Genomic DNA, 26,733 nt, shown 5'->3' with positions numbered 1-26,733 from the left:
CGCGCCGCGTCACCAACTGCCAGCGTCCGCCCGGACGCTGGCAGTATTGGCTTGAGAAGTATCCAGCCCCTGCCCGAACCCAAGGAGCCACCGTTGAGCACCGCGCGCATCCACCCCTCGATCCTCTCCGCCGACTTCGCCAACCTGGAGCGCGAGCTGCAGCGCATCCACACCGCCGACGGCGTGCACGTGGATGTCATGGACAACCACTTCGTGCCCAACCTGACCCTGGGCAAGCCGGTGGTCGAGGCGCTGCACAAGGTCAGCGAGCTGCCCATCGACGTGCACCTGATGATCGAGGACGCCGACCGCTGGGCCCCGGAATACGCGCAGCTGGGTGTTGACTCGGTGACCTTCCACGTGGAGGCCTCCGCTGCGCCGATCCGGCTGGCCCGCGAGCTGCGCGCCGCCGGTTCCAAGGCCGCCATGGCGCTGCGCCCGGCCACGTCGATCGAGCCCTACCTGGACATGCTCGGCGAGCTGGACATGCTGCTGCTGATGACCGTCGAACCGGGTTTCGGCGGCCAGAAGTTCCTGGACCTGGTGCTGCCCAAGATCCGCCGCGCCCGCGCCGCCATCGACGGCTCCGGCAAACCCATCGCCCTGCAGATCGACGGCGGCGTCTCGCGCGACACCATCCTGCGCGCCGCGGAAGCCGGGGCCGACGTGTTCGTCGCCGGGTCCGCGGTGTACGCTTCGCCGGAGCCGTCGGTGGAAATCGACGTATTACGCAATCTTGCGCTGGGTGCGCACTGAAGCGCCACAAAGTATGCAACAATAACGAATGTAAACGTAAATACGTGCTCCGGGGTCGGTGAAAGTCCGAACCGGCGGTGATAGTCCGCGACCCGCGTCCAAGGCCACAAGCCGAGGAAGCGGTTGAGCCGGTGGAATTCCGGTACCGACAGTTAAAGTCTGGATGGGAGAAGCACGAATTTGATTTGCCTTGCGGTAGTGCCGGCGGTTCCCTGAGCGGAGCCGTATTCTTCGGCCCATGCCGCAGGTCCATCAAATGCACACCCCCCGGAGCCGCCGCTTCGAGAAGGGTGGAAAGATGGATTTCCTGCGGTGGCTCATTGAAGCTTTTAATTCACAAATTGCGGTAGGTTCCTCGGCACTGCTGGTGCGCGAGGTTGTCGGCAACATCTTCGGCTTGGCCAGCGCCGTGGGCGGCATGCGCCGCAAGGTCTGGGCCTGGCCGGTCGGCATCGTCGGCAACCTGCTGCTGCTGACAGTATTCCTCGGCAGCCTGTTCGACACCGACTACGCCGCGAACCTCTGGGGCCAGGCTGGCCGCCAGATCATGTTCATCTCGGTCTCGATCTTCGGCTGGTACCGCTGGAAGCAGGCCCGCGACGGCAGCGGCAGCGCCGTCACCCCCGTCTGGGCCTCGAACAAGATCCGCCTTGGCCTGGCCGCCACGCTGGTGCTGGGCACCGTGGCGCTCACCCCGCTGTTCCGCATCCTCGGCTCCTACGAGCCGGTCTGGGCCGACGCGTGGACCTTCGTCGGATCGCTGCTGGCGACCTTCGGCATGGCCAAGGGCTGGGTCGAGTTCTGGCTGATCTGGGTCGCGGTCGACGCGGTCGGCGTGCCGCTGCTGTTCTCCGCCGGCTACTACGCCAGCGCGTTCATGTACCTGTTCTACGGCGCCTTCACGCTGATCGGCTTCTTCGTCTGGGCCCGGGCCAAGAAGGGCGACAAGCCGGCGGTGGAAACCGAGCTGCCCGACCCGACCCTGCAGTCCAAGCGGTAACCGCCATGGCCACCGAACAGCAGCTCGACGCGGCACTTGAAACCGCGCTGGAAACCGCCCGCCGGGGACACCGCGGCGCCAACCCGCTGGTCGGCGCCTGCATCCTGGACGAGAACGGTTCGCTGATCGCCACCGGCTACCACCAGGGCGCCGGCAGCCCGCACGCGGAGATCGACGCGCTGCGCCGCCTGGGCCGGATCTCCCGCGAACGCGCCGCCACGCTGACCATGGTCGTCACCCTGGAGCCGTGCAACCACACCGGGCGCACCGGTCCCTGCGCGGCGGCCATCGCCCAGGCGGGCCTCGGCGCGGTGCACTACGGGCAGGCCGACGACACCGCCGCCAGCGGGGGAGCGGACTACCTTTCCGCCGCCGGCGTGAAGGTCAGCCAGGCGCGCGAGGCCTCCGCGATCCGCGAGCTGAACCACCGCTGGATCCGCGCCAAGGAACAGGGCCGCCCGTTCATCACGGTCAAGACCGCCCAGTCCCTGGACGGGCGCATCAACGCTCCGGACGGCACCAGCCAGTGGATCACCTCAGCGCAGTCCCGGGCGCACGCCCACGCGCTGCGCGCCCGGGTGGACGCGATCGTGGTCGGCACCAACACCGTGGTGCACGACGACCCGCGGCTGAACGCCCGCGCCGCCGACGGCACCGCGCTGCCGCGCCAGCCGCACCGGCTGGTCATGGGCCGCCGTGAACTGCCCGGAACCCTGGCCCTGGCCTTCGACGAGCACTGGGAACAGGTGCGCACCCGCGAGGTGCACGAGCTGATCGCCCGCGCGAGCGAGCTGGGCTACGGGCACCTGCTGATCGAGGGCGGCGCCACCGTCGCCTCGGCCTTCATCGCCGCCGACCTCGCGGACGAGATCTACTGCTACCAGGCACCGGTCATCATCGGCGCCGGGGACTGTTCGGTGAACATCGCCGCCACCCGCACCCTGAGTGACGCGCGCGCCTACCGGATCGACGCCTTCAGCGGCGAAACGCTGGCCCGGCTCGGCCCCGACATTATGCTGCACTTGGAACCGCTGCCGGACAACTAGGCGCCATCCAGCACTCCCGCACCACCACCGCGCCCCGGGCGGCGGCTTTGCCGCACCCGAAAACCAGCGGTCCCACGCACTTCAGACTAAGGAAACCACCAACTATGTTCACCGGAATCGTCACCGGAACCGGCACCATCACCGGCATCGCCACCGATCCGCGCAAGGACCTTGCGGTCCTCACCCTGAAGGCCCCCGGGCACACCGAGGACCTGGGTCTGGGCGGCTCGCTGGCAGTCAACGGCGTCTGCCTGACCGCCACCGCGCTGGACGGGGACACGCTGAGCGTCGACGTCATGGGCGAAACGCTGAACCGCACCACCACCGGCCAGCTGGCCGAGGGCTCCATCGTGAACCTCGAACGCTGCACCCCGGCCGGGGCCCGGCTCGACGGCCACGTCGTGCAGGGCCACGTCGACGCGGTCGGCGCCGTGCTGGCCCGCGAGGACCACGGGCAGTGGACCACTTTCCGCGTCTCGGTGCCCGATCAGTACGCCCCGCTGACCGCGGAAAAGGGCTCGATCGCGCTGGACGGCATCTCGCTGACGCTCACCGCCGTCTCCCCGGCCGATACGCCTGCCGGCGGGCACTGGGTGGAGGTTGGCATCATCCCCATCACCCTGGCCGAAACCACCATGGGCTCCCGCCAGGTCGGGGACCGCATCAACATCGAGGTCGACGTCCTGGCCAAGTACGTCGCCCGCCTGAACGCTTTTGGAGGTCGAAACTAATGGCTGCCGCATCCTTTGATTCCATCCCCGCCGCCCTGGCCGCGCTGGCCGCCGGCCGCGCCGTAGTGGTCGTCGACGACGAAGACCGCGAAAACGAGGGCGACATCATCTTCGCCGCCGAGCACGCCACCGCGCAGCTGATGGCCTTCACCATCCGCTACACCTCCGGGGTCATCTGCGTTCCGCTGGATGCCGAACGCGCCGACGCGCTGCGCCTGGCCCCGATGGTCGGCATCAACCAGGATGCCAAGGGCACCGCCTTCACCGTCAGCTGCGACGCCGCCAGCGGCATCAGCACCGGCATCAGCGCCGCCGACCGCGCGCTGACCAGCCGGCTGCTCGCCGACCCGGACACCGTCCCGGAGCAGCTGCACCGCCCCGGGCACATCTTCCCGCTGCGCGCCGCCGCCGGCGGAGTGCTCGAGCGCCGCGGCCACACCGAAGCCGCCGTGGACCTGTGCCGCGCCGCAGGCCTGTCCCCGGTGGGCGTGATCGGCGAAATCACCCACGACAACGGCGAGATGATGCGGCTGGACGCGCTGCGCGTCTTCGCCGCCGAGCACAGCCTGCCGCTGATCACGATCGACGACCTGGCCCGATGGCGCCGCATCAACGACGCAATCGAGCTCACCGACCCGGTCGCGCTGCCCACCGGCTTCGGCGAATTCACCGCCCGCGCCGCGCTGGTCGAGGGCCACGAGCACCTGGTGCTCAGCCATCCGGGCCCGGACGGCGCCGAGCCCGGCAACCTGGTGCGCATCCATTCCGAGTGCCTCACCGGCGACGTGCTCGGCTCCTACCGCTGCGACTGCGGCGAGCAGCTGCAGGCCGCGATGACCCGGATCGCCGCCGAGGGCGGGCATCTGGTCTACATCCGCGGCCACGAGGGCCGCGGCATCGGGCTGGTCAACAAGCTGCGCGCCTACGCCCTGCAGGAGCGCGGGCTGGACACGCTGGATGCGAACCTGCACCTTGGCTTCCCGGCCGACGCGCGCGAGTACTTCGCGGTCGCCGCGATCCTGGCCAAGCTGGGCCTGCAATCCATCCGGCTGCTGAGCAACAACCCGGACAAGCGGGACAAGCTCGCCGAGGCCGGCATCCAGGTCGCCGAGCTGGTGCCCAGCCTGGTGCCGCCGCGACGCGAGAACGAGGACTACCTGCGCACCAAGCAGGCCCGCTTCGGCCACCAGCTGGGGTTGAACCTGCCCCAGGACGAGGCGCAGGCGCGAACCTACCACGGCGCCTGAGCGCCGACACCGACACGAACAAAGGACATCCCACCATGAGCAAGCACGGAGCACCCGCCAACGTCGCCGAGGAGTTGAAGGCGCTGGCCGCCGGCGATGCCTTCTCCCAGCTGAAGGTCGCCATCGTCGCGGCCAGCTGGCACGAGGTCATCATGAACGGGCTGATCGACGGCGCGCAGCGCGCCGCGAAGGACGCCGGGCTGGAAGCGTCCACCACGCTGATCCGCGTCCCGGGCACCTTCGAGCTGCCGGTCGCCGCCGCCACCCTGGCCGGGGACTACGACGCGGTCATCGCCCTGGGCGTGGTCATCCGCGGCGGCACCCCGCACTTCGACTACGTCTGCCTGGCCGCGACCAACGGCTTAACCAATGTGAGCGTGGACACCAAGACCCCGATCGGGTTCGGCGTGCTGACCTGCGACACCGAGCAGCAGGGCCTGGACCGCGCGGGACTGGAGAACTCCAGCGAAGACAAGGGCTACGAGGCCTACAGCGCCGCGGTCATGACCGTCGCGGCGCTGGCCTGAGCCGCCGGCCGGAGCACCGCCGCGCGGCCGGGTCCGGGCCCGGGGCCGAGCCGTCACAAAGCAGGCCCCGAGTTCGGTCCCGACCGCGCGAAACGCTAGACTGGTGGATGTGAAAACTTTTGAGGAGCTCTTCAGCGAACTGTCGCTCAAGGCCCAAACCCGCCCGGAAGGCTCTCGTACCGTCACCGAACTCGACTCCGGTGTCCACGGCATCGGCAAGAAAATCGTCGAGGAAGCCGCCGAAGTGTGGATGGCCGCCGAGTACGAATCGGACCAGGAAGCCGCCGAGGAAATCTCGCAGCTGCTCTACCACGTGCAGGTCCTCATGATCGCCAAGGGAATGTCCCTGGCCGACGTTTACAAGCATCTCTAGCCGTCGCGCGGGCCGCGGTCGGATCCCTGTCCGGCGATCCGCACCGCGCCTACGCACGGCGGCAGTAGCAACGGCCAACGAAACCACTCCTTGGCGCTTGTTCTTGGCACCACGCCGCAGCGCCACACTCCTGAAACGAGTCACCTTATGCTCCGCGTAGCCCTGCCCAACAAGGGTGCCCTGTCCGATATCGCCTCCACCATGTTCAAGGAGGCCGGCTACCTCCAGCGCCGCGATTCGCGCGAACTGGTCATGGTGGACGAGGACAACCACGTTGAATTCTTCTACCTGCGTCCCCGCGACATCGCCGTCTACGTCGGCCGCGGCATCCTGGACGTGGGCATCACCGGCCGCGACCTGTACCTGGACGCGGATGTCGACGACGACGTCGAGGAGCTGATCCCGCTGGGCATCGGCAAGTCGGCGTTCCGCTTCGCCGCCCCGGTCGGCGCCTACACCGACGCCAGCCAGCTGAACGGCAAGCGCATCGCCACCAGCTACGACGTGCTGCTGCGCCACTACCTTGAGAAGTCGGGCATCGACGCCTCCGTCGTCCGCCTGGACGGCGCCGTCGAGTCCTCGGTCCGCCTGGGCGTGGCCGACGCGATCGCCGACGTGGTGGAAACCGGCAACACCATCAAGGCCGCCGGCATGGAGATCTTCGGCGAGACGCTGCTGGCCTCCGAGGCCGTGCTGATCGGCCGCATCGGCCACCAGCCTGCCGGCCTGGACGTGCTCACCCGGCGCCTGGGCGGCGTGCTCGTCGCCCGCCAGTACGTGATGCTGGACTACGACGTGCGCCGCGACCTGGTGGAGCAGGCCTGCGCGCTCACCCCGGGCCTGGAGTCGCCGACCGTCTCCGATTTGGCGAACTCCGAATGGTGCGCGGTGCGCGCCATGGTCAAGAAGTCGCAGACCAACAACATCATGGACGAGCTGTACGACGTGGGCGCCCGCGCCATCCTGGTCAGCCAGATCCACGCCTGCCGCATCTAGCCGGCCCGCACCCAAGGAGCAATACGCGATGAGCGTTGCAATTCGAGTGATTCCCTGCCTCGACGTCGATGCCGGCCGCGTGGTCAAGGGCGTGAACTTCGAGGGCCTGCGCGACGCCGGGGACCCGGTGGAGCTCGCCCGCCGCTACAACCTGGCCGGCGCCGACGAGCTGACCTTCCTGGACGTCACCGCGTCCAGCTCGGACCGCGAAACCACCTACGAGGTGGTCCGCCAGACCGCCGAAGAGGTGTTCATCCCGCTGACCGTCGGCGGCGGCGTGCGCGCAGTGGAAGACGTGGACCGGCTGCTGCGCAACGGCGCCGACAAGGCCTCGATCAACACCGCCGCCGTCTCCCGCCCCGAGGTGATCAACGAGATCACCGAGCGCTTCGGCTCGCAGGTGCTGGTGCTGTCCCTGGACGCGCGCCGCACCACCGACCCGTCGATCGCCTCCGGCTACGAGGTGACCACCCACGGCGGCCGCCAGGGCACCGGCATGTGCGCGGTGGCCTGGGCGAAGGAAGCGGCCGAGCGGGGCGTGGGGGAGATCCTGCTGAACTCCATCGACGCCGACGGCACCAAGGACGGCTTCGACCTGGAAATGATCCGCGCCGTGCGCGCCGAGGTCAGCGTCCCGCTGATCGCCTCCGGCGGTGCCGGGCGCCCGGAGGACTTCCCGCCGGCCATCGAGGCGGGCGCCGACGCGGTGCTGGCCGCCTCGATCTTCCACTTCGGCCCGACCGACATGATCGCCCGCGTCAAGCAGAAGATCCGCGAGGCCGGCTACCCGGTCCGCTAACGCCGCAGGCAGAAAAGCGCCGGCCCCTTCCACCAGGGGGCCGGCACTTTTTGCGCCGTCGCGAACGCCTGCGGACTGAGGGTCCAGGCGGCGGGGACTAGAGCGAGGGCTTGTAGCGCTTGATGATTTCCAGCGCGGTGTCCCCGCCCTCGAAGGTGACCAGGCAGTGCTCGGTGCGCCCGAACGCATAGAGCATCAGCTCCGGCACCGGGCCGCTGATCGACACCGCGTTGCGGGCCTTCTTCGCCACGTGGCGCTGGCCGTCCGGGCGGGTGAGGATGATGCCGACCGGGGCCTTGCGGAACAGCAGCCGGGACATCCGGGTCAGCGACTGCCAGAGCATCTCGGTGTACTCCTTGTCCAGCACGCGCGGGGCCCACTGCCCGCGGGCGCGGCGCACGTCCTCGGTGTGGACGAAGTATTCGCTCAGGTTCGCGGCCTGGTCGACCTTGTCGATGGCGAACGGCGAGTACTTCGCCGGCCCGGAGCGGAAGCGGCGCACCAGCGCGGCGTAGCGCTCGGGGGATTGCGCCTCGGCGGCGGTCTGCCGCAGCTTCTCCTCCAGTTTCCCGGACAGCGGCTTGAACACCGTGCCGGCGGAGAGCAGCGAATTCTCGCGCAGGACGAGGTGCGCGGCCAGGTGGCAGGTCTGCCAGCCGGCGCACAGGGTTTCGGCGGTGGGACCTGCGGCCAGCAGCGTCTCGGCCAACGCCAATCGGGAAGCGTGAACTAAGTGCATCACCTCTGAAACTAGCACGCTTCGCGGTGCCGTGCGCGCAATGCGCGGCGGGTGTCGGGCACCTCCGGGCCCGGCCGGCGTCAACCCGCAGGTCACGGGGCACGGGATCGGGCGCGCACGCAGTATGCTGTAGGGGATGGCTACTTCTCATGAGGGTCCGCGCCCGGACCCCGAATCCCCGGAACTCGACCCTGCGATCGCGCAGCGTCTCAAGCGCGATGCCAACGGCCTGTTCGCCGCCATCGTGCAGCAGCACGACACCGGCAAGGTGCTGATGCTCGGCTGGATGGACGACGAGGCCCTGCGCCGCACGCTGGGCACCGGCCGGGTGACCTTCTTCTCCCGCTCCCGCCAGGAGTACTGGCGCAAGGGCGATACCTCCGGACATTTCCAGTTCCTCAAGTCCGCGGCGCTGGACTGCGACGGCGATGCGCTGCTGCTGCAGGTCGACCAGGTGGGCGCCGCATGCCACACCGGCACCGAATCCTGCTTCACCGGCCGCGAGCTGCCGGCCGTCGTCGGCCATCGCCCGGCCTAGGCCGCACCGGATCCGGCCGCACTGCCCAGGCATCGCCCGCACCAAGGCCCGCGCACGGGCCGGACGACCAGAGCATCGATCAGCGCGTAGAAGAAGAAACAGATGAAAACCCTCGGCACGATTACCCCCACCCGCGAGGCATTCCTCGCCATGGCCGCCACCCGCCGCGTCATCCCGGTGACGGTCTCGGTGCTGGCCGACTCGCTCACCCCGATCGGCCTGTACCGCACCCTGGCCGGCGGCCGCCCGGGCACCTTCCTGATGGAGTCGGCCGCGGCCGGCGGCGTCTGGAGCCGCTACTCCTTCATCGGCGTGAACTCGCCTGCCACCCTGAGCACCCGCGGCGGCCAGGCCTACTGGCAGGGCAACGCCCCGGCCGGCCTGCCCACCAGCGGCGTCGGCGTCGAGGTGCTGCGCGACACTGTGCGCGCCCTGCACACCGAGCCGATCCCCGGCATGCCCCCGCTGACCGGCGGCATGGTCGGCTTCATCGGCTGGGACTGCGTGCGCCACTGGGAGAAGCTGCCCCACCCGCCGGCCGACGACCTGAACCTGCCCGAGCTGAGCATGAACCTGGTCGGCGACATGGCGGTGCACGACGCCACCGAGGGCACGCTGACGCTGATCGCCAACGCCATCAACTTCGATGACAGCGACGAACGCGCCGAGGCGGCCTACGACGCCGCCGTGACGCGCCTGCAGGGCATGCTTGAAAAGCTCGACGCCCCGCTGCCGGGCACCGCCGCGGCGCTGTCCGGCACCGACGTGCCCGCTCAGCAGCTGATGTCCTCCGTCACGCACTCCTGGGAGGAATCCGGCTACCTGGATGCGCTGGCCAAGTCCAAGACGGCGATCGTGGACGGGGAGGTCTTCCAGATCGTGGTCTCGCGCCGCTTCGAGCTGGAAACCCAGGCCGACGCGCTGGACGTCTACCGCGTGCTGCGCGCCACCAACCCCAGCCCCTACATGTACCTGTTCAACTTCGTCAACGAGCACGGCGAGCCGTTCCAGATCGTCGGCTCCTCCCCGGAAGCGCTGGTCACCGTCAACGACGGCCACGTCGTCACCCACCCGATCGCCGGCTCCCGGCCGCGCGGGGCGAACTACGAGGAAGACCAGCTGCATGAGAAGTCGCTGGTCAACGACCAGAAGGAACGCGCCGAGCACCTGATGCTGGTGGACCTCTCGCGCAACGACCTCTCCCGGGTCTGCCAGGCCGGCAGCGTGGAGGTCACCCAGTTCATGGAGGTCGAGCGCTTCAGCCACATCATGCACCTGGTCTCCAACGTCGTGGGCAAGGCGCGCGAGGACGTGGACGCGTACGACGTGCTCGCCGCGACCTTCCCGGCCGGCACGCTGTCCGGGGCGCCCAAGCCGCGCGCCCTGCAGCTGCTGGATCAGTACGAGCCCTACCGCCGCGGGATCTACGGCGGCGTGGTGGGCTACCTGGACTTCGCCGGGGACATGGACATGGCCATCGCGATCCGCTCCGCGCTGCTCAAGAACGGCCGCGCCTACGTGCAGGCAGGCGGCGGCATCGTGAACGACTCCAAGTTCGCCGACGAGGCCCTGGAAACCGTGAACAAGGCGGCCGCGCCGCTGCGGGCCGTCTGGGCCGCGCAGTCCATGCGCGCCGCGCACACCACCACCGAACCGGATGAGAGCAAGTGAAGCAGAAACTGACCGCCCGTAACCTGGCCTTCCTCGGTGCGCTGGGCGCCGTGATCGTGCTGTGGTCCGCCACCCGCACCTGGATCACTGTCGACGTGGCCTCCGGCACCGTGCAGATCCCGCAGATCGTGGTCGACGGCGCCGCCGCGGCGGCCGCCACCACCGCGCTGTCCATCGCGGTGCTCGCCGGCTCGCTGGCCTTGCTGATCGCCGGCAAGATCTCCCGCTACATCATCGCCGCCATCTGCCTGCTGGCAGGCCTCGCGATCATCTCCGCCGGCGTAGCCACGCTGGCCGATCCGCAGGCCGCCGCCCTCACTGCGGTGTCCACCGCGACCGGCCTGGCGCAGAACGCCGCCGAGTACTCCGTGAGCGCCTGGCCGGCGGTGGCCATCGCCGGCGGAGCGCTGATCTGCGTGCAGGCGGTGCTGGTGCTGGCCGTCGCCCGCAGCTGGGCGGTCAAGGCGGACAAGTATTCCCGGTCGGCGGGGAAAACCGCGGCTGAACCCAAGGACGCCTCCTCGCGGAACATCTCCAGCTGGGAGCAGCTTTCCGACGGCGAAGACCCCACCGAGGACCCGCGCTGAACGTGATTCCGGCCACCTGGTCGACACGTTCGCCGCAGGAATAGGACTGAAGCGAACTCAGATGGCAGAATGGAAGCAAGCAGATCACCGTGCAGGCCCGGCTACCGGGCAGGCGCACGCACCACAACAACCAAGGAGACATCGAGCAATGTCGCAGAAAACCGAGATCGATCCGGTATACACCGAGCAGATTGGCCACGGTAACTCCGTCGCAGCCTGGGCTTGCGTCCTGACCATGATGGTCGGCGCGATTGCCGGCGGCATCGCCTTCGCCAACCTGAACTGGACCTTCTTCTGGATCTCCATGGGCGTCGTCGTCCTGGGCCTGGTCCTCGGCGGCGTGCTGAAGGCCGCGGGCTTCGGCGTGGGCGGTTCGCGCAGCGGAGCAGCGCACTAAGTTGACTGTTCTTGATGACATCATCGCGGGCGTCCAGGAAGACCTGGGCGCCCGTCGCGTGCTTCAGAGCCTTGACGTGGTCAAGCAGCGCGCCGCGCAGGCCCCGGCGGCGCTCGACGCCTACGCCGCCCTGGGGGGCCATGCCGACCCCGCGCAGCGCGACACCGTCCTGCGGGTGATCTCCGAGGTCAAGCGCAAGTCCCCGTCCAAGGGCGCGCTGGCCGACATCCCGGAGCCGGCAGTGCTGGCCGGCGAGTACGAGGCCGGCGGCGCCTCGGTGATCTCCGTGCTGACCGAGGCCCGGCGCTTCGGCGGCTCGCTGGACGACCTGGACGCCGTGCGCCAGGCCGTGAGCATCCCGGTGCTGCGCAAGGACTTCACGGTCGACGAGTACCAGATCTACGAGGCCCGCGCCCACGGCGCCGACCTCGTGTTGCTCATTGTTGCGGCGCTGGATGACCAGAGACTGCGAACCTTTCTAGAATTGACCCATGACTTGGGAATGAACGCGCTGGTGGAGACGCACACCGAAGAGGAGATCGCGCGCGCGATCGCCGCGGGCGCGAAGATCATCGGCGTGAACGTGCGCAACCTGAAGACGCTGGACGTTGATCCGGCGAATTTCGGCAAGCTCGCCCACCTGCTGCCGGCCGACGCGGTCATCGTCGCCGAATCCGGCGTGGAGTCCACCGTGCAGGTGCGCCAGTACGCCGCGGACGGCGCCGACGCCATCCTGGTCGGCGAGGCGCTGGTCAAGCACGCCGACCCGCGCACCTCGGTGCAGGAGTTCATCCAGGCAGGAACCGCGGCCAAGCCGCAGCGCTGAGGCGGACGACCCCGACCACGGCGCAGCCCACCAAACTGATCGTGCCCCGCAGGAAGCTTCCGGCGGGGCACGAAATCTACCACGATTGACGTTTCGTTGAAGGAAAGAGGGAATCGATGAGCACACCGGAGCACTCCGAGCACGCCGACTCGATCGACCAGCAGTCGCTTAAGCACGCCAGCGGCCCGTACTTCGGTGCCTACGGCGGACGATGGATGCCAGAATCCCTCATGGCCGCCATGGACGAGCTGAACGAGACCTTCGAAGCGGCCAAGAACGACCCCGAGTTCGTCGCCCAGGTACGCGACTTGAACGCCAACTACTCCGGGCGCCCCTCGCTGCTGACCGAGGCCGAGCGCTTCTCCCAGCAGTACTGCGACGGCGTGCGCATCTTCCTCAAGCGTGAGGACCTGAACCATACCGGCAGCCACAAGATCAACAACGTGCTCGGCCAGGCCCTGCTGGCCAAGCGCATGGGCAAGACCCGCATCATCGCGGAGACCGGAGCGGGCCAGCACGGCGTCGCCTCGGCCACCGCCGCGGCCCTGATGGGTCTGGAGTGCGTGGTCTACATGGGCGCCGAGGACTGCCGCCGCCAGGCGCTGAACGTCGCGCGCATGCGCCTGCTGGGCGCCACCGTGATCCCGGTGACCGTCGGCTCCCAGACGCTGAAGGACGCGATCAACGAGGCGCTGCGCGACTGGGTCGCCAACGTTCAGACCACCCACTACCTGCTGGGCACCGCCGCCGGCGGCGCACCCTTCCCGGCGATGGTCCGCTACTTCCACGAGGTCATCGGCGAGGAGGCCCGCGAGCAGATCCTGGCCCAGGCCGGACGCCTGCCCGACGCGGTCACCGCGTGCATCGGCGGCGGCTCGAACGCCATCGGCATCTTCCACGGCTTCCTCGATGACAAAGACGTGGCGTTGTACGGCTTCGAGGCCGGCGGCGACGGCGTGGACACCGACCGCCACGCCGCGACCATCACCCTGGGCCGCCCGGGTGTGCTGCACGGCGCGAAGAGCTACCTGATGCAGGACGAGGACGGGCAGACCATCGAGTCGCACTCGATCTCCGCCGGCCTGGACTACCCGGGGGTCGGCCCCGAGCACGCCTTCCTGGCGGACATCGGCCGCGTGAACTACGAGCCGGTCACCGACACCGAGGCGATGGACGCGTTCAAGGCGCTGTGCCGCACCGAGGGCATCCTGCCGGCGATCGAATCCTCCCACGCGCTGGCCGGCACCATGCGGCTGGCCAAGAAGCTGGTCGCCGACGGCGCGACGCCGGAAGAGACCATCATCATCGTGAACCTCTCCGGCCGTGGTGACAAGGACGTGGGCACCGCCGCCGCCTGGTTCAACATGATCGACGAAAAAGACGCAGACGCGGAAATCAGCGGCGCCGCGGCGGCCGCCGAGCGCTCCGCCGCGGATGACGAGGAGAAGTAGATGACCCGCGTGACCAGCGCCCAGAAGATCGCCGCGGCCCGCGCCGAGGGGCGCCCTGCCCTGATCGGCTACCTGCCCGCAGGCTTTCCCGACGTGCCCACCAGCATCGAGGCGGCCGTCGCGCTGGCCGAGAACGGCGTGGACATCATCGAGATCGGCATCCCGTATTCGGACCCCGTGATGGACGGCGAGGTCATCCAGGCCGCCACCGTGCAGGCGCTGGCCAATGGCTTCCGCGTGGCCGACGTGTTCGAGATCGTGCGCGGCATCACCTCGCGCACCGACGCCGCGGTGATGGTCATGACCTACTGGAATCCGGTGCTGCGCATGGGCGTGGACGAGTTCGCCCGCCGCTTCGCGCAAGCCGGAGGCTCCGGGCTGATCACCCCGGACCTGGTGCCGGAGGAAGCGGCCGAATGGATCGAGGCCAGCGACAAGCACGAGCTGGAGCGCGTGTTCCTGATCGCGCCGTCCTCCACGGCCCAGCGTGTGCAGCGCACCGTCGACGCCTCCTCCGGCTTCATCTACTGCGTTTCGCTGATGGGCGTCACCGGCGCCCGCGCCGAGGTGTCCTCCGCGGCGCAGGCAGTGGTCGACGCGGCCCATGCCGCCGGCGCGGAAAACGCCTGCGTGGGCCTGGGCGTCTCGCGCCGCGAGCACGTGCAGGAAATCGGCGCCTACGCGGACGGGGTGATCGTGGGCACCGCCCTGGTTGCCGCGCTGCGCGACGGGGGAGTCGCAGCGGTCGGAGCGCTGGCCGCGGAGCTGAGCGGCGCGGCCGCCAAGGAGCACGCCTAGGATGAACCTGTCCGCACAGCTTGCCCTGGCCCTGCCCGCCTCCATCCCGTCCCCGCCGCCGGAGTTCTCCAAGTTCTCCATCGGCCCGCTGACCATCCACGCCTACGCCCTGTGCATCCTGGCCGGCATCCTGATCGCCCTGTGGGTGACCAACCGCCGGCTGACGGCGCGCGGGGGCAACTCCGACATGCTCTGGGACATCGTCATCTGGGCGATCCCGTTCGGCATCGTCGGCGGGCGGCTCTACCACGTGCTGATCACCGACCCCGGCTACTACTTCGGCCTGGGCGGGCAGCAGTCCCACTGGGCTGAGATCCCGCAGCTGTGGCTGGGCGGGCTGGGCATCATGGGCGCGATCTCGCTCGGCGCGGTCGGCGCGCTGATCGGCTGCCGCCGCACCGGGATCCGGCTCTCGGCGTTCGCCGACGCGGCCGCCCCGGGCGTGCTGCTCGCGCAGATGGCCGGACGCTGGGGCAACTGGTTCAACCAGGAGCTCTTCGGCTCCCCGACCACCCTGCCCTGGGGCCTGGAGATCGACCCGGGCAACCACAACTTCCCGCCCGGGCTGCCGGCGGACACGCTGTTCCACCCGACCTTCCTGTACGAATCGGTCTGGAACCTGCTGGGCTTCTTCGTGCTGATCGGGCTGGACCGCAAGTTCCAGCTGCGCCGCGGCGCGCTGTTCTGGTGCTACGTGATCTGGTATGGCATCGGCCGCACCTTCACCGAGTCGCTGCGCCTGGACCCGGCCGAAGTCATCACCATCGGCCCGCTGTCCCTGCGCATCCACCAGTGGCTGGCCATCGGCCTGATCATGCTGGGCACCGTCGCGCTGATCTACGTGCTGGCCAAGCTGCGCCCGCAGCACCAGGACTCGATCTTCCTGCCGGGCCGCGAACCGGCGGCCGTGGACGCGGGCCAGGACGCGAGGGCCGCCGACGCCTCCGCCTCGAACACGCCTGCCGACTTCGACAAGCCTGCCGACTCGGGCTCGCCCGAGGGCCCCGAGGCCAAGGGCTGAGCGCACCGCATCAAGCAACTCCGGCAAGGGGGCCATCCATCAAGGATGGCCCCCTTTGCCATGCCCGCCAGCAGGGCCCGAATCGTCGACAACGCGCGTCCTGCTCGAAACCCCGCGTCAAAAACCCGCAATCGGGCGAAACATTTGCCCGCGCGCCGAATGCGGCGGCGTTGCGCGCGCAACATTTTCGAAACATGGCGCGGCTGCCAGCTTCGGGCAGAACGGCGGGGTTCGCGCCCAGTCTCGGCGACGAAGCGGGCAAGGAAGCGCAGAAAGCTCAAAGGTGCTTTTAACATTCCGGAAACACAACCGTGCGCACGAAAGAAACAAACCGTGCGTAGTCTGGATCCCACGCACCGCACTGCAAGCCTCCCCACCCCGCGGAGGCCCGGCGGCGCGTGAACCACAACGAGGTGGGAACCGTTCGTCTCTCATGACCTCGACCGTAGAGCCCACCGGCGCTACCCGTTCGATGTGTTGGGGAACGATGATGAAACACAGGTGGCCGGCAGCCGATGGATCCCTGCACCGAGCATTGCTGCCGCGCAGCGCAGCCTCGCCAGCCCGACCGCCTTTCCTGCTTGAACCATAGAAAGGCACGCTCATGAGCATGACCGGAGTCCAGTTGAACGCCTCGCCAGGCTTTGGCGGGGGACGCCCCTCGCCCTATACCCGATTCTCCGCCGTGCCACCCGCGCAAGGCCTGTACGACCCCGCCGCAGAGAAAGACGCCTGCGGCCTGGCGATGATCGCATCGCTCAAGAATTCCGCATCCCACCAGATCGTCTCCCACGCGCTGACGGCCCTGCGCCGCCTGGAGCACCGCGGCGCGATCGGCGCCGACGAAGGCACCGGCGACGGCGCCGGCATCCTGCTCCACCTGCCCGACGCCTTCCTGCGCAGCGTCGCCGAATTCGCCCTCCCCGCCCCCGGCAGCTACGCCGTCGGCATGGGCTTCCTGCCCGCCCAGGCCGCCGAACTGCAGCTGGCCCGCGAAGAGCTCGAAGCCCTGGCCGAAGAGGAAAACCTCACCGTGCTCGGCTGGCGCGACGTGCCAGTGGACGCCTCAGTGCTGGGCGCCTCGGCCCGCGCCGTGATGCCGCACATCACCCAGTTCTTCGTCGCCGCCCGCAGCGGCGCCGCGTCCGCCGCCGCCTCGCGCGAGCTGGACGCCGCCGCCTGGCGCATCCGCCGCCGCGCCCACAACAAGCTGGGTGTGTACTTCGCCTCGTTCTCCTCGCAGAGCATCGTCTACAAGGGCATGGTCTCCACCGCCCAGCTCGAGCCGTTCTACCCGGATCTGTCCGACGCCGGCTTCGCCAGCCGCTGCGCGATCGTGCACTCGCGCTTCTCCACCAACACCTTCCCCTCCTGGCCGCTGGCCCAGCCCTTCCGCACCATCGCGCACAACGGCGAGATCAACACGGTCAAGGGCAACCGCAACTGGATGCGCGCCCGCCAGTCCACGCTCAGCTCCGACCTGCTCGGCGAAGTGCCCGAGGAGCTGTTCCCGATCTGCACCGCCGGCGCCTCGGACTCCGCCTCCTTCGACGAGGTCGCCGAGATGCTCATGCTCTCCGGGCGCGACGTCGCCGAGGCGATCATGATGATGATCCCGCAGCCGTGGGAGAACGACACCGCCATGGACGCGGACCTGCGCGCGTTCTACCAGTACCACTCGATGCTCATCGAGCCGTGGGACGGCCCGGCCGCCGTGTGCTTCACCGACGGGAAGATGGCAGGCGCCGTGCTGGACCGCAACGGCCTGCGCCCTGCCCGCTGGTGGGTCACCGACGACGACCTGGTGGTGCTGGCCAGCGAGGTCGGAGTGATCGACGTCGCCGAGGAGCACATCCTGGCCAAGGGGCGCGTCGCCCCGGGCAAGATGTTCGCGATCGACCTGGACGCCGGGCGCATCGTGCAGGATCACGAGATCAAGGCGCAGGTCGCCGCCGCCAAGCCGTGGCGCGAGTGGGTGTCGCAGAACCTGAAGTCGCTGGACGACTTCCCGGACCTGGAGCACGTGCGCCACAACTCGGCCTCCGTGCTGCAGCGCCAGCTGACCTTCGGCTACACCACCGAGGAGCTGCGCATCATCCTGGCCCCGATGGCCGCGCACGGCGCCGAGCCGCTGGCCGCCATGGGCACCGACACCCCGATCGCCGCGCTGGCCGACCGCCCGCGCCTGCTGTTCGACTACTTCACGCAGTCCTTCGCGCAGGTCACCAACCCGCCGCTGGACGCCATCCGCGAAGAGCTGGTCACCTCGCTTGCCACCTCCATCGGGCCCGACGGCAACCTGCTGGCCACCGGACGGGTGCCGCAGGCCCAGCTGGCGCTGGACTACCCGGTGCTCTCCAACGACCAGCTGGCCAAGATCGTGAACCTGCGCGACGAATCCGGCGCCAAGTACTCGCTGAAGGTCCGCGGGCTCTACCGCCCCACCGGCGGCGAGTCCGAGCTGCGCGCCCGGCTGCAGGAAATCTGCGAGAAGGTCTCCGCCGCCGTGAACCGCGGCGTGCGCTACATCGTGCTCTCCGACCGCGACTCCTCGGCCGCCTGGGCGCCGATCCCATCGCTGCTGCTCACCTCCGCGGTGCACCACCACCTGCTCAAGAGCTCTACCCGCACCCGCGTGTCGCTGATCATCGAATCCGGTGACGCCCGCGAGGTGCACCACATCGCCGCGCTGGTCGGCTACGGCGCCAGCGCCATCAACCCCTACCTGGCCCTGGAGTCGGTGGAGCAGATGGCGGAGCACGGCGAGCTGCCCGGCGTCGGCCCGGGGAAGGCCAGCGCCAACCTGATTAAGGCCCTGGGCAAGGGGCTGCTGAAGATCATGAGCAAGATGGGCATCTCCACGGTTTCCTCCTACTGCGGGGCGCAGACCTTCGAGGCTGTCGGACTGTCCCAGCGTGTGGTGGACCAGTACTTCACCGGCACCGCCACCAAGCTCTCGGGCATCGAGCTGGACGTGGTGGCCGCCGAAGCCGCCGCCCGGCACTCCCGCGCCTACCCGCAGATCGACGGCGGCGCGCAGCCGGCCGAGCTGGAGACCGGGGGAGAGTACCAGTGGCGCCGCGAGGGCCCGCCGCACCTGTTCAACCCAGAAACCGTCTTCCGGCTGCAGCACTCCACCCGCACCCGTCGCTACGACGTGTTCAAGGAGTACACCAAGGCCGTCGACGACCAGGCCAAGGAGCTGAAGACCCTGCGCGGGCTGCTGGAATTCGACACCGCCGGCATCACCCCGATCGACATCGACGAGGTTGAGCCGGTGAGCGAAATCGTCAAGCGGTTCGCCACCGGCGCGATGAGCTACGGCTCGATCTCCGCCGAGGCTCACGAGACCCTTGCCATCGCGATGAACCGGCTGGGCGCCAAGTCCAACACCGGCGAGGGCGGCGAGGATCCCGAGCGCCTGCTGGACCCCGAGCGGCGCAGCGCGGTCAAGCAGATCGCCTCCGGGCGCTTCGGCGTGACCAGCCTGTATCTGACCAACGCGGACGACATCCAGATCAAGATGGCCCAGGGCGCCAAGCCCGGCGAGGGCGGCCAGCTGATGAGCCAGAAGCTCTACCCGTGGATCGCCAAGACCCGGCACTCCACCCCGGGCGTGGGCCTGATCTCCCCGCCGCCGCACCACGACATCTACTCGATCGAGGACCTGGCCCAGCTGATCCACGACGCCAAGTGCGCCAACCCGTCGGCCCGCGTGCACGTGAAGCTGGTCTCCGAGTCCGGCATCGGCACCGTCGCGGCCGGCGTGGCCAAGGCGAAGGCCGACGTGGTGCTGGTCTCCGGGCACGACGGCGGCACCGGCGCCTCGCCGATCAACTCGCTCAAGCACGCCGGCACCCCCTGGGAGCTGGGCCTGGCCGAGGCGCAGCAGACGCTGATCCTCAACGGGCTGCGCGACCGCGTGACGGTCCAGGTCGACGGCCAGCTGAAGACCGGGCGCGACGTGCTGATCGGCGCCCTGCTGGGGGCCGAGGAGTTCGGTTTCGCGACCGCCCCGCTGGTGGTCTCGGGCTGCATCATGATGCGCGTGTGCCACCTGGACACCTGCCCGGTGGGCGTGGCCACGCAGAACCCGGTGCTGCGCGAGCGCTTCTCCGGCAAGGCCGAGTTCGTGGTGAACTTCTTCGAGTTCCTGGCCCAGGAGGTGCGCGAGCTGCTCGCCAGCCTGGGAGCCCGCAGCCTGGCCGAAATCGTCGGCCGCGTCGAGCTGCTGAAGGTCAACCGGGAGCAGCTGGCCGCGCACCAGAAGGTCGCCGGGCTGGCGCTGGAGGCCATCACCCACGTGCCCGAGGTGCCGCTGGCTGCCCGCAGCCGCCGGATCTGTCAGGACCACGGGCTGGAAGCGCACCTGGACCAGCGCCTGCTGGCCGCCGCGCAGCCGGCCCTGGCCGACCGGCTGCCGGTGTCCATCGAGGCGGACATCGTGAACACCGACCGCTCGGTGGGCACGCTGCTGGGCCACCATGTGACCAAGACCTTCGGGCTGGACGAGCTGGATGCGGACACCATCAAGGTGAACCTGTCCGGCCGCGCCGGGCAGTCGCTGGGCGCGTTCCTGCCCGCCGGCATCACCCTCGCGCTGGCCGGGGACGCGAACGACTACGTCGGCAAGGGCCTGTCTGGAGGGCGGATCGCCATCCACCCGCCGCAGCGCACCGAATCCGCGCCGGAGGAGCAGGTCATCGCCGGCAACGTGGTGGGCTACGGCGCCACCAGCGGGCAGCTGTTCATCAACGGCTGCGTGGGCGAACGCTTCGCGGTGCGCAACTCCGGAGCCACCTTGCTCGTGGAGGGCATCGGCGAGCACGGCTGCGAGTACATGACCGGCGGCCAGGTGCTCATCCTGGGTCCGACGGGGCGCAACTTCGGCGCCGGCTTCTCCGGAGGCACCGCCTGGGTGCTGGACTTCGATGCGGCCACGCTGAACCCGCTGGCCGCCGCGGACGGCGACCTGCTGATCCGCGGGATCGACGACGAGGAAGCCCAGCGCATCTTCGAGCTGCTCACCGAGCACATCGCGCTGACCGCCTCGCCGCTGGCCCAGCGCCTGGTGCTGGACTGGGAGCGCACCCGCGCCCGGTTCACCAGCATCATCCCGCGCGGCTTCGCGGCCGTGCAGCAACTGCGAACCGACGCCGTCGCGGCCGGGGACAACCCGGACTCGCCGGAGGTCTGGACCAAAATTCTGGAGGTGACCCGTGGCTGATCCACGCGGATTCTTGACGGTGACCGAACGGGTCACCCAGCCCAAGCGGCCGGTGCCGATCCGGCTCATGGACTACAAGGAAGTGACCGAACGCCAGCAGGCCGGCATCCTGAAGTCGCAGGCCGGGCGCTGCATGGACTGCGGTGTGCCGTTCTGCCACAACGGCTGCCCGCTGGGCAACCTCATTCCGGAGTTCAACGACCTGGTCTACAAGGACCGGATGGACGACGCCGCCGCCCGGCTGCTGAGCACCAACAACTTCCCGGAGCTCACCGGGAAGCTGTGCCCGGCCCCCTGCGAGGCCTCCTGCGTGCTGGGCATCAACCAGCCGGCGGTGACCATCAAGCAGGTGGAGGCCGAGCTGGCCGAGCACCTGATGGACGGCGGGGACTTCACCCCCGCCCCGCCGGCGCGCCACACCGAGTTCCGCGTGGCGATCGTCGGCTCCGGCCCGGCCGGCCTGGCCGCCGCCCAGCAGCTGACCCGCGCCGGGCACACCGTGGCAGTCTACGAGCGCGACGAGGCCATCGGCGGGCTGCTGCGCTTCGGCATCCCCGACTTCAAGCTCGAAAAGCACGTGATCGACCGCCGGCTGGAGCAGATGCGCGCCGAGGGAACGATCTTCCGCACCGGCATCGAGATCGGCAAGGACATCACCTGGCAGCAGCTGCGCCGCGACTACGACGCGGTCATCGTCGCCACCGGCGCCACCGTGCCGCGCGAGCTGCCGGTACCGGGGCGCGAGCTGGGCGGGGTGCACCACGCGATGGAATTCCTCACGGAGAACAACCGCGTGGTCGCCGGCCTGAAGTCCGAGCGCGGCATCGACGCGGCGGGCAAGCATGTGATCGTGCTCGGCGGCGGCGACACCGGCTCGGACTGCATCGGCACCGCGCTGCGCCAGGGCGCGGCCAGCGTCACCACGCTGGCCATCGGCAAGCAGCCGGGCACCGAACGCAGCGAGAACCACCCGTGGCCGATGATGCCGGTGCTCTTCGAGGTGCAGTCCTCCCACGAGGAGGGCGGCGAACGCACCTACTTGGCATCGACCGTCAACTTCGTCGGCGGCGAGGGAAGTAAGCAGAACACCGTGATCGGTGTTACAGTGGCAGAGACAGAATTTGTTGCTGGCAAGCGCCTCCCGAAGCCTGGAACCGAACGCGTCATCAAGGCGGATCTGGTTTTGCTTGCCCTCGGGTTCACCGGTCCGGAAGATTCCGGGTTGGTCGAACAGGTCAGTACCGAATTCGACAACAGGGGCAACGTCGCCCGAGATGGCTACTACATGACGAACGCCGACGGGGTGTTCGCCGCCGGAGACTCCGGTCGGGGGCAGTCGCTGATCGTGTGGGCAATCGCCGAAGGGCGTGCCTGCGCAGCCTCGGTGGACAAGTTCCTCATGGGCTCGACCACGCTTCCCGCGCCCGTAGCTCCAACCGATAGGGCCATCAGCATCATTTGAGAGTCACAGGCTTGAATGCGGCACACCCCGCCCGGGGTGGGCCGCATTTTGCCTACGGTTTACATGAAAGGCATATGGCTGACGGAATGAGACGCGCAAAGATTGTTGCTACCTGGGGCCCCTCCCTGGCGAGCTATGAAAACACCGTAGCGGTACTGAAGGCGGGCGTCGACGTGGCCCGCCTGAACATGAGCCACGGGGACCACTCGATGCACGCGCAATCCCTGGCGAACGTGCGCAACGCGGCGGCCGAGATCGGCCGCGCGGTCGGCGTCTTCGCCGACCTGCAGGGCCCGAAGATCCGCCTGGGCCGCTTCAAGGACAACGCGAAGTACATCCTGGAGGCCGGCGAGGAATTCACCATCACCATCGAGGAGGTCGAAGGCACCCGCAACCTGTGCGGCACCACCTTCAAGGGACTGCCCTCCGATGTGCAGGTGGGCGACTTCCTGCTGGTCAACGACGGCAAGGTCAAGCTCAAGGCCGTCGAGGTCACCGACACCGAGGTGCGCTCGGAGGTCGTCGTCGGTGGCGAGGTGTCCAACAACAAGGGCATCAACCTGCCCGGCGTAGCCGTGAACGTGCCTGCGCTGAGCGACAAGGATGAAGACGACCTGCGGTGGGCGCTGCGCGCCGGCATCGACATGGTCGCGCTGTCCTTCGTGCGCAATGCCAGCGACATCGAGCGCGTGCACGAGATCATGGACGAGGAAGGCCGCCGCGTGCCGGTCATCGCCAAGATCGAGAAGCCGCAGGCAGTGGACGCGCTGGAGGAAATCATCAACGCGTTCGACGCCATCATGGTCGCCCGCGGCGACCTGGGTGTGGAACTGCCGCTGGAAGACGTGCCCGTGGTGCAGAAGCGCGCCGTGGAGCTGGCCCGCCGCTGGGCGAAGCCGGTCATCGTCGCCACCCAGGTGCTCGAATCCATGATCGAATCGCCGACCCCGACCCGCGCCGAGGCCTCGGACTGCGCCAACGCGGTGCTCGACGGCGCCGATGCGGTCATGCTCTCGGGGGAGACCTCGGTGGGCGCCTACCCGGTGGAGACCGTGGAGACCATGTCCCGCATCATCGCCTCCACCGAGCAGCACGGCCTGGACCGCATCCCGCGCCTGGGCTCCAAGCCCAAGACCCGCGGCGGCGCGATCACCCGTGCCGCGGTGGAGATCGCCGACCAGCTCGACGCGAAGTACATCGTGGCCTTCACCCAGTCCGGCGACTCGGCCCGGCGCTTATCGCGCCTGCGTCCGAAGAAGCCGGTGCTGGCTTTCACCCCGCTGCAGCAGACCTACAACATCATGACCCTGATGTGGGGCGTGCAGGCCCGCCTGGTCGCCTACGCGGACCACACCGACAAGATGACCGCCCAAGTCGACGAGGCACTGCTTTCCGAGGGGCTGGCCGAGCTGAACGACATCGTTTGCATCGCCGCCGGTTCCCCTCCGGGGCAGGCAGGCTCGACCAACTCGCTGCGCGTGCACAAGGTCGGAGACCTCGCCGACGCCGGCCAGCTGGTCAACGGCAAGCCGATGCCGGCCCGCGAGAAGGTCGGGCCGTGGGCCGAGGAAAACGTCTCGGTGCCCAAGTCGCTCTAGCGCTTCGGCCTCGGCTGGCAGGCTGAAACCCAAGGACCCGTCCGCGCTTCGATCTCCATCGAAGAGCGGATGGGTCCTTCGCCTTCCTCCACCGGGTGCCGTCCGGCGAAGATGAGCGCAGCTGCCTCGGTGTCCGGTGACGCAAAAAATCCGCTGGCGGCAGTTGGAAAACTGCTGCCAGCGGATCTGCTTTGGTGCCCAAGGTGGGACTCGAACCCACACATCTTTCGATACCGCATTTTGAGTGCGGCGCGTCTACCGATTCCGCCACTTGGGCGAGCACAAAGAATATCTTACTTGAGCGTTCGCGGAATTCCTAATTGAGTTCGTGGTCGATATCAGCCCTGTTCCGTGCGCAAACCAGTAGGCTTAGAGGTGACACTGAGGCAACGGGGCTTCACGTACTGAAACCACCGAAATCTGCCGATCAAGATGGCAGGCATTCTTAATACGAAGGACGGCGCCGAATGAGCGAGCTACCAGAAATCACCAGAATCCCCTCCGAGGCGAGCAGCGCGCCGCGCCGCGTCATCGTGGCCGAAGACGAGACCCTGATTCGCCTGGACATCGTCGAAATTCTGCGTTCCGAAGGCTACGACGTCGTCGCCGAGGCGGACAATGGCCAGAGCGCGTTGGAGAAAGCCCGCGAGCTGAAGCCTGATCTGGTGCTGATGGATGTCAAGATGCCGGTCATGGATGGCATCACCGCGGCCGAAGCCATTGTGAAGGAGCGTATCGCCCCGGTGGTACTGCTGACCGCGTTCAGCCAGAAGGAGCTCGTGGAGCGCGCCCGCGAGGCCGGTGCCATGGCCTATGTGGTCAAGCCGTTCACCCCGGCCGATCTGACCCCCGCGATCGAAATCGCCATCTCCCGCAACGACGAGCTGCGCGCGCTGGAGGAAGAAGTTTCCAGCCTGGCCGAGCAGTTCGAAACCCGCAAGCTCGTGGACCGCGCCAAGAGCCTGCTGATCACCAAGATGGGATTGAGCGAGCCCGAGGCCTTCCGCTGGATCCAGAAGACCTCCATGGACCGCCGCCTCAGCATGCGTCAGGTCGCCGAAACCGTCATCGATCAGGTGAAGTAACCGGCGGCAAGCCCGTAAACCATCGAAATGTGTGTCAGACCACCTGTGGTTTGACGCACATTTTTTATTTTCCGCGTCAAGCGCGCAATTCTCGATTCCGGTGTTTGCGCAGGAAGTTGCCGGTTGTTCACCTTCCGTTAACCTTGCGTTGCCATGGTGGACATGTTGACGAACCATTACATGGGCATAAGATTGAAATTACGCGCAGACCCTTGGTTTGGCGCGCCCTCCAACTTGCAACACGGATCGTCCGCGGTCCACGTAATTTTCCTTGCCGTTCGACCCCTCAGGCTGGTATTCAATGGATTTGACGCTTATCGTCGTCCTGGTCATTGCCTTGGCGTTGTTTTTCGACTTCACCAACGGTTTCCATGACACGGCCAATGCGATGGCCACCCCAATCGCAACCGGGGCAATCTCGCCCAAAAAAGCAGTTGCCCTCGCCGCAATTTTGAACCTCGTCGGCGCATTCCTTTCCACCGAGGTCGCCAAAACGATCTCCGGAGGCATCATCAACGAGGACCCCACGACCGGGGTCGCCATCGGCCCGGCCATGATTTTCGCCGGTCTGATGGGTGCGGTGATCTGGAACCTGCTGACCTGGCTGCTGGGCCTGCCATCCAGCTCCTCCCACGCATTGTTCGGCGGCCTGGTGGGCGCGGCAATCGTCGGCGCCGGATTCGGCGCAGTGAACTACGGCGTACTGCTGTCCAAGGTGCTGCTGCCGGCCATCGTGGCCCCGTTGATCGCGGGTATCTCCGCGTACCTTTGCACCAAGCTGGCCTATGCGATCACCAAGCGCCAGTCGGGAACCTCGCCCAAGCGCGGCGGTTTCCGCTACGGCCAGATCTTCTCCTCCTCGCTGGTCGCGCTGTCGCACGGTACCAACGATGCGCAGAAGACCATGGGCGTCATCACCCTGACCCTGGTGGCCTCCGGCCTGCAGGACGCCGGCACTCCGGTGCACTTCTGGGTTGTCGCGGCCTGTGCGTTCGCGATCGCGCTGGGTACCTACACCGGAGGCTGGCGCATTATCCAGACCATGGGCTCGGGCCTGACCGACGTCAAGCCCGCACAGGGCTTCGCGGCCGAGATGTCGACCGCGTCGGCCATCCTGACCTCCTCGCACCTGGGCTTCGCCCTGTCGACCACCCAGGTCGCTTCCGGCTCCGTCATCGGTTCGGGACTCGGGCGCAAGGGCGCCGAGGTCCGCTGGGGCACCGCCGGGCGTATCGCCCTGGGCTGGCTGTTCACCCTGCCGGCAGCGGCAATCGTCGGCGGCCTGGCCGCGTGGATCACCCACGCGGGTACCGTCGGAGTCATCATCGTCGCAGTTGCCGGTTTGGTTTCGATGCTCGCCATCTGGGTGCTGTCGCGCAAGAATCCGCACACCCACGAGACGGCGATGTCCGACATCGACAACTCGGGCGCCGCAGTGAACATCCTGAGCAAGAAGGAACGCCGCGCGAAGGCCAAGGCCGAAGCCAAGGCGAAGCAGGCTGCCTTGCGCGCCAAGGCCGAACGCGAGGAAGCTGAAGAAGAGAAAGTTGACAAAGCATGATCGACTGGACAGCATTTCTGATCGTTGCCGTCGTCACCTGGGCCGCCGCCCTGCTGATCGTGGCCGCATACTCGATGGGTGTGCGATTGCTGGCCGTGGCCAAGGACAAGGGTGCCAACGTGGGACTGAACAAGTCCGGCGCCTACGCCTGCTTCACGCTGTGCGGGCTGATCGTCGCCTTCGGCGTGGTCCTGATCGTGCCGCAGCTGAGCGAGGCGATCCTGGGGATCTCCTAGGGCCACCGGCCTGACGTGCCGGGACCCGGCGGACAACTGAATATTGCCTTCGATGGAGGCA

General features: G+C 68.3%; 24 protein-coding genes, 1 tRNA gene and 1 riboswitch. Of the genes, 23 read left to right on the top strand and 2 right to left on the bottom strand.

The window, feature by feature from the left end; genetic code table 11:
• Positions 1–93: 93 nt before the first annotated feature.
• The 9 genes from rpe to hisF all read left to right on the top strand — a co-directional run bounded on the left by rpe (position 94) and on the right by hisF (position 7,475).
• The gene (gene rpe, locus RF641_RS08935) at positions 94–756 is read left to right on the top strand and encodes a ribulose-phosphate 3-epimerase (RefSeq protein ID WP_053798341.1); all 663 of its coding nucleotides are present in this window, start codon (positions 94–96) and stop codon (positions 754–756) included.
• Between the two features lie 41 nt (positions 757–797).
• A riboswitch (FMN riboswitch) is annotated at positions 798–935 on the top strand.
• A gap of 119 nt (positions 936–1,054) precedes the next feature.
• Positions 1,055–1,756, top strand: coding sequence for a nicotinamide riboside transporter PnuC (gene pnuC, locus RF641_RS08930; RefSeq protein WP_047119405.1), 702 nt, complete (start codon positions 1,055–1,057; stop codon positions 1,754–1,756).
• 5 nt (positions 1,757–1,761) lie between these two features.
• On the top strand, positions 1,762–2,802 hold the full coding sequence (gene ribD / locus RF641_RS08925) for a bifunctional diaminohydroxyphosphoribosylaminopyrimidine deaminase/5-amino-6-(5-phosphoribosylamino)uracil reductase RibD (RefSeq protein WP_047119404.1): 1,041 nt from the start codon (positions 1,762–1,764) through the stop codon (positions 2,800–2,802).
• Positions 2,803–2,906: 104 nt separating this feature from the next.
• Entirely contained in the window at positions 2,907–3,533 is a 627-nt protein-coding gene (locus RF641_RS08920; RefSeq protein ID WP_053798339.1) for a riboflavin synthase, read from the top strand.
• Positions 3,533–4,780 (top strand): 3,4-dihydroxy-2-butanone-4-phosphate synthase, encoded by a 1,248-nt coding sequence (gene ribB, locus RF641_RS08915; protein WP_424573006.1) that lies wholly within the window; start codon positions 3,533–3,535, stop codon positions 4,778–4,780. Before RF641_RS08920 ends, ribB begins: the two co-directional genes overlap by 1 nt.
• A 35-nt stretch (positions 4,781–4,815) precedes the next feature.
• Positions 4,816–5,307: a 6,7-dimethyl-8-ribityllumazine synthase gene (gene ribH / locus RF641_RS08910; protein ID WP_424573005.1), complete on the top strand. Its 492-nt coding sequence runs from the start codon at positions 4,816–4,818 to the stop codon at positions 5,305–5,307.
• Between the two features lie 109 nt (positions 5,308–5,416).
• Complete coding sequence (locus RF641_RS08905; protein ID WP_047120776.1) at positions 5,417–5,680, top strand: phosphoribosyl-ATP diphosphatase; 264 nt, start codon at positions 5,417–5,419, stop codon at positions 5,678–5,680.
• Between the two features lie 147 nt (positions 5,681–5,827).
• The gene (gene hisG, locus RF641_RS08900; RefSeq protein WP_424573004.1) at positions 5,828–6,676 is read left to right on the top strand and encodes an ATP phosphoribosyltransferase; all 849 of its coding nucleotides are present in this window, start codon (positions 5,828–5,830) and stop codon (positions 6,674–6,676) included.
• Between the two features lie 28 nt (positions 6,677–6,704).
• Positions 6,705–7,475 (top strand): imidazole glycerol phosphate synthase subunit HisF, encoded by a 771-nt coding sequence (gene hisF / locus RF641_RS08895; protein WP_053798336.1) that lies wholly within the window; start codon positions 6,705–6,707, stop codon positions 7,473–7,475.
• Between the two features lie 97 nt (positions 7,476–7,572).
• Here the strand turns inward: hisF and RF641_RS08890 are convergent, their stop codons facing one another.
• Positions 7,573–8,214, bottom strand: a complete 642-nt coding sequence (locus RF641_RS08890) for a TIGR03085 family metal-binding protein (RefSeq protein WP_424573023.1) — start codon at positions 8,212–8,214, stop codon at positions 7,573–7,575.
• A gap of 136 nt (positions 8,215–8,350) precedes the next feature.
• Between RF641_RS08890 and hisI the strand changes: the two genes are divergently transcribed.
• The 11 genes from hisI to pyk all read left to right on the top strand — a co-directional run bounded on the left by hisI (position 8,351) and on the right by pyk (position 23,790).
• Entirely contained in the window at positions 8,351–8,752 is a 402-nt protein-coding gene (gene hisI, locus RF641_RS08885) for a phosphoribosyl-AMP cyclohydrolase (protein WP_047119397.1), read from the top strand.
• Between the two features lie 102 nt (positions 8,753–8,854).
• Complete coding sequence (locus RF641_RS08880; RefSeq protein ID WP_424573003.1) at positions 8,855–10,423, top strand: anthranilate synthase component I; 1,569 nt, start codon at positions 8,855–8,857, stop codon at positions 10,421–10,423.
• Positions 10,420–11,010, top strand: coding sequence for a Trp biosynthesis-associated membrane protein (locus tag RF641_RS08875; RefSeq protein ID WP_424573002.1), 591 nt, complete (start codon positions 10,420–10,422; stop codon positions 11,008–11,010). The genes RF641_RS08880 and RF641_RS08875 overlap by 4 nt, the downstream gene beginning before the upstream one ends.
• A gap of 148 nt (positions 11,011–11,158) precedes the next feature.
• Positions 11,159–11,407 carry an HGxxPAAW family protein gene (locus RF641_RS08870; protein WP_047119394.1) on the top strand — a complete coding sequence of 83 codons (249 nt, stop codon included), beginning with the start codon at positions 11,159–11,161 and terminating at the stop codon, positions 11,405–11,407.
• Between the two features lies 1 nt (position 11,408).
• Complete coding sequence (gene trpC / locus RF641_RS08865; protein ID WP_424573001.1) at positions 11,409–12,233, top strand: indole-3-glycerol phosphate synthase TrpC; 825 nt, start codon at positions 11,409–11,411, stop codon at positions 12,231–12,233.
• A 116-nt stretch (positions 12,234–12,349) separates the two neighbouring features.
• On the top strand, positions 12,350–13,684 hold the full coding sequence (trpB, locus tag RF641_RS08860; protein WP_424573000.1) for a tryptophan synthase subunit beta: 1,335 nt from the start codon (positions 12,350–12,352) through the stop codon (positions 13,682–13,684).
• Complete coding sequence (gene trpA / locus RF641_RS08855) at positions 13,685–14,482, top strand: tryptophan synthase subunit alpha (protein WP_424572999.1); 798 nt, start codon at positions 13,685–13,687, stop codon at positions 14,480–14,482.
• A gap of 1 nt (position 14,483) precedes the next feature.
• Positions 14,484–15,503 (top strand): prolipoprotein diacylglyceryl transferase, encoded by a 1,020-nt coding sequence (lgt, locus tag RF641_RS08850; RefSeq protein WP_424572998.1) that lies wholly within the window; start codon positions 14,484–14,486, stop codon positions 15,501–15,503.
• A gap of 604 nt (positions 15,504–16,107) precedes the next feature.
• Positions 16,108–20,730 (top strand): glutamate synthase large subunit, encoded by a 4,623-nt coding sequence (gene gltB, locus RF641_RS08845; protein WP_424572997.1) that lies wholly within the window; start codon positions 16,108–16,110, stop codon positions 20,728–20,730.
• Entirely contained in the window at positions 20,723–22,192 is a 1,470-nt protein-coding gene (locus RF641_RS08840) for a glutamate synthase subunit beta (protein WP_424572996.1), read from the top strand. Before gltB ends, RF641_RS08840 begins: the two co-directional genes overlap by 8 nt.
• 86 nt (positions 22,193–22,278) lie before the next feature.
• A complete protein-coding gene (gene pyk, locus RF641_RS08835; RefSeq protein ID WP_047120774.1) occupies positions 22,279–23,790 on the top strand; it encodes a pyruvate kinase in 1,512 nt (503 codons plus the stop codon).
• A gap of 192 nt (positions 23,791–23,982) precedes the next feature.
• On the opposite strand, the gene RF641_RS08830 is transcribed toward pyk, so the two are convergent.
• Positions 23,983–24,067, bottom strand: a tRNA-Leu gene (locus tag RF641_RS08830).
• A 190-nt stretch (positions 24,068–24,257) separates the two neighbouring features.
• On the opposite strand from RF641_RS08830, the gene RF641_RS08825 reads away from it, so the two are divergent.
• From RF641_RS08825 to RF641_RS08815, 3 genes are all read left to right on the top strand, one after another.
• The gene (locus tag RF641_RS08825) at positions 24,258–24,875 is read left to right on the top strand and encodes an ANTAR domain-containing response regulator (protein ID WP_047119388.1); all 618 of its coding nucleotides are present in this window, start codon (positions 24,258–24,260) and stop codon (positions 24,873–24,875) included.
• Positions 24,876–25,176: 301 nt separating this feature from the next.
• Positions 25,177–26,436 (top strand): inorganic phosphate transporter, encoded by a 1,260-nt coding sequence (locus RF641_RS08820; RefSeq protein WP_113606414.1) that lies wholly within the window; start codon positions 25,177–25,179, stop codon positions 26,434–26,436.
• Positions 26,433–26,672, top strand: coding sequence for a hypothetical protein (locus RF641_RS08815; RefSeq protein ID WP_047119386.1), 240 nt, complete (start codon positions 26,433–26,435; stop codon positions 26,670–26,672). The genes RF641_RS08820 and RF641_RS08815 overlap by 4 nt, the downstream gene beginning before the upstream one ends.
• Positions 26,673–26,733: the final 61 nt, after the last annotated feature.

This window comes from Arthrobacter sp. 'calajunan' (assembly GCF_046940185.1).
Taxonomy (GTDB): domain Bacteria; phylum Actinomycetota; class Actinomycetes; order Actinomycetales; family Micrococcaceae; genus Glutamicibacter; species Glutamicibacter soli.
Note: the sequence above shows the minus strand (reverse complement) of the source record. Positions and strands in the feature narration are given on the sequence as shown.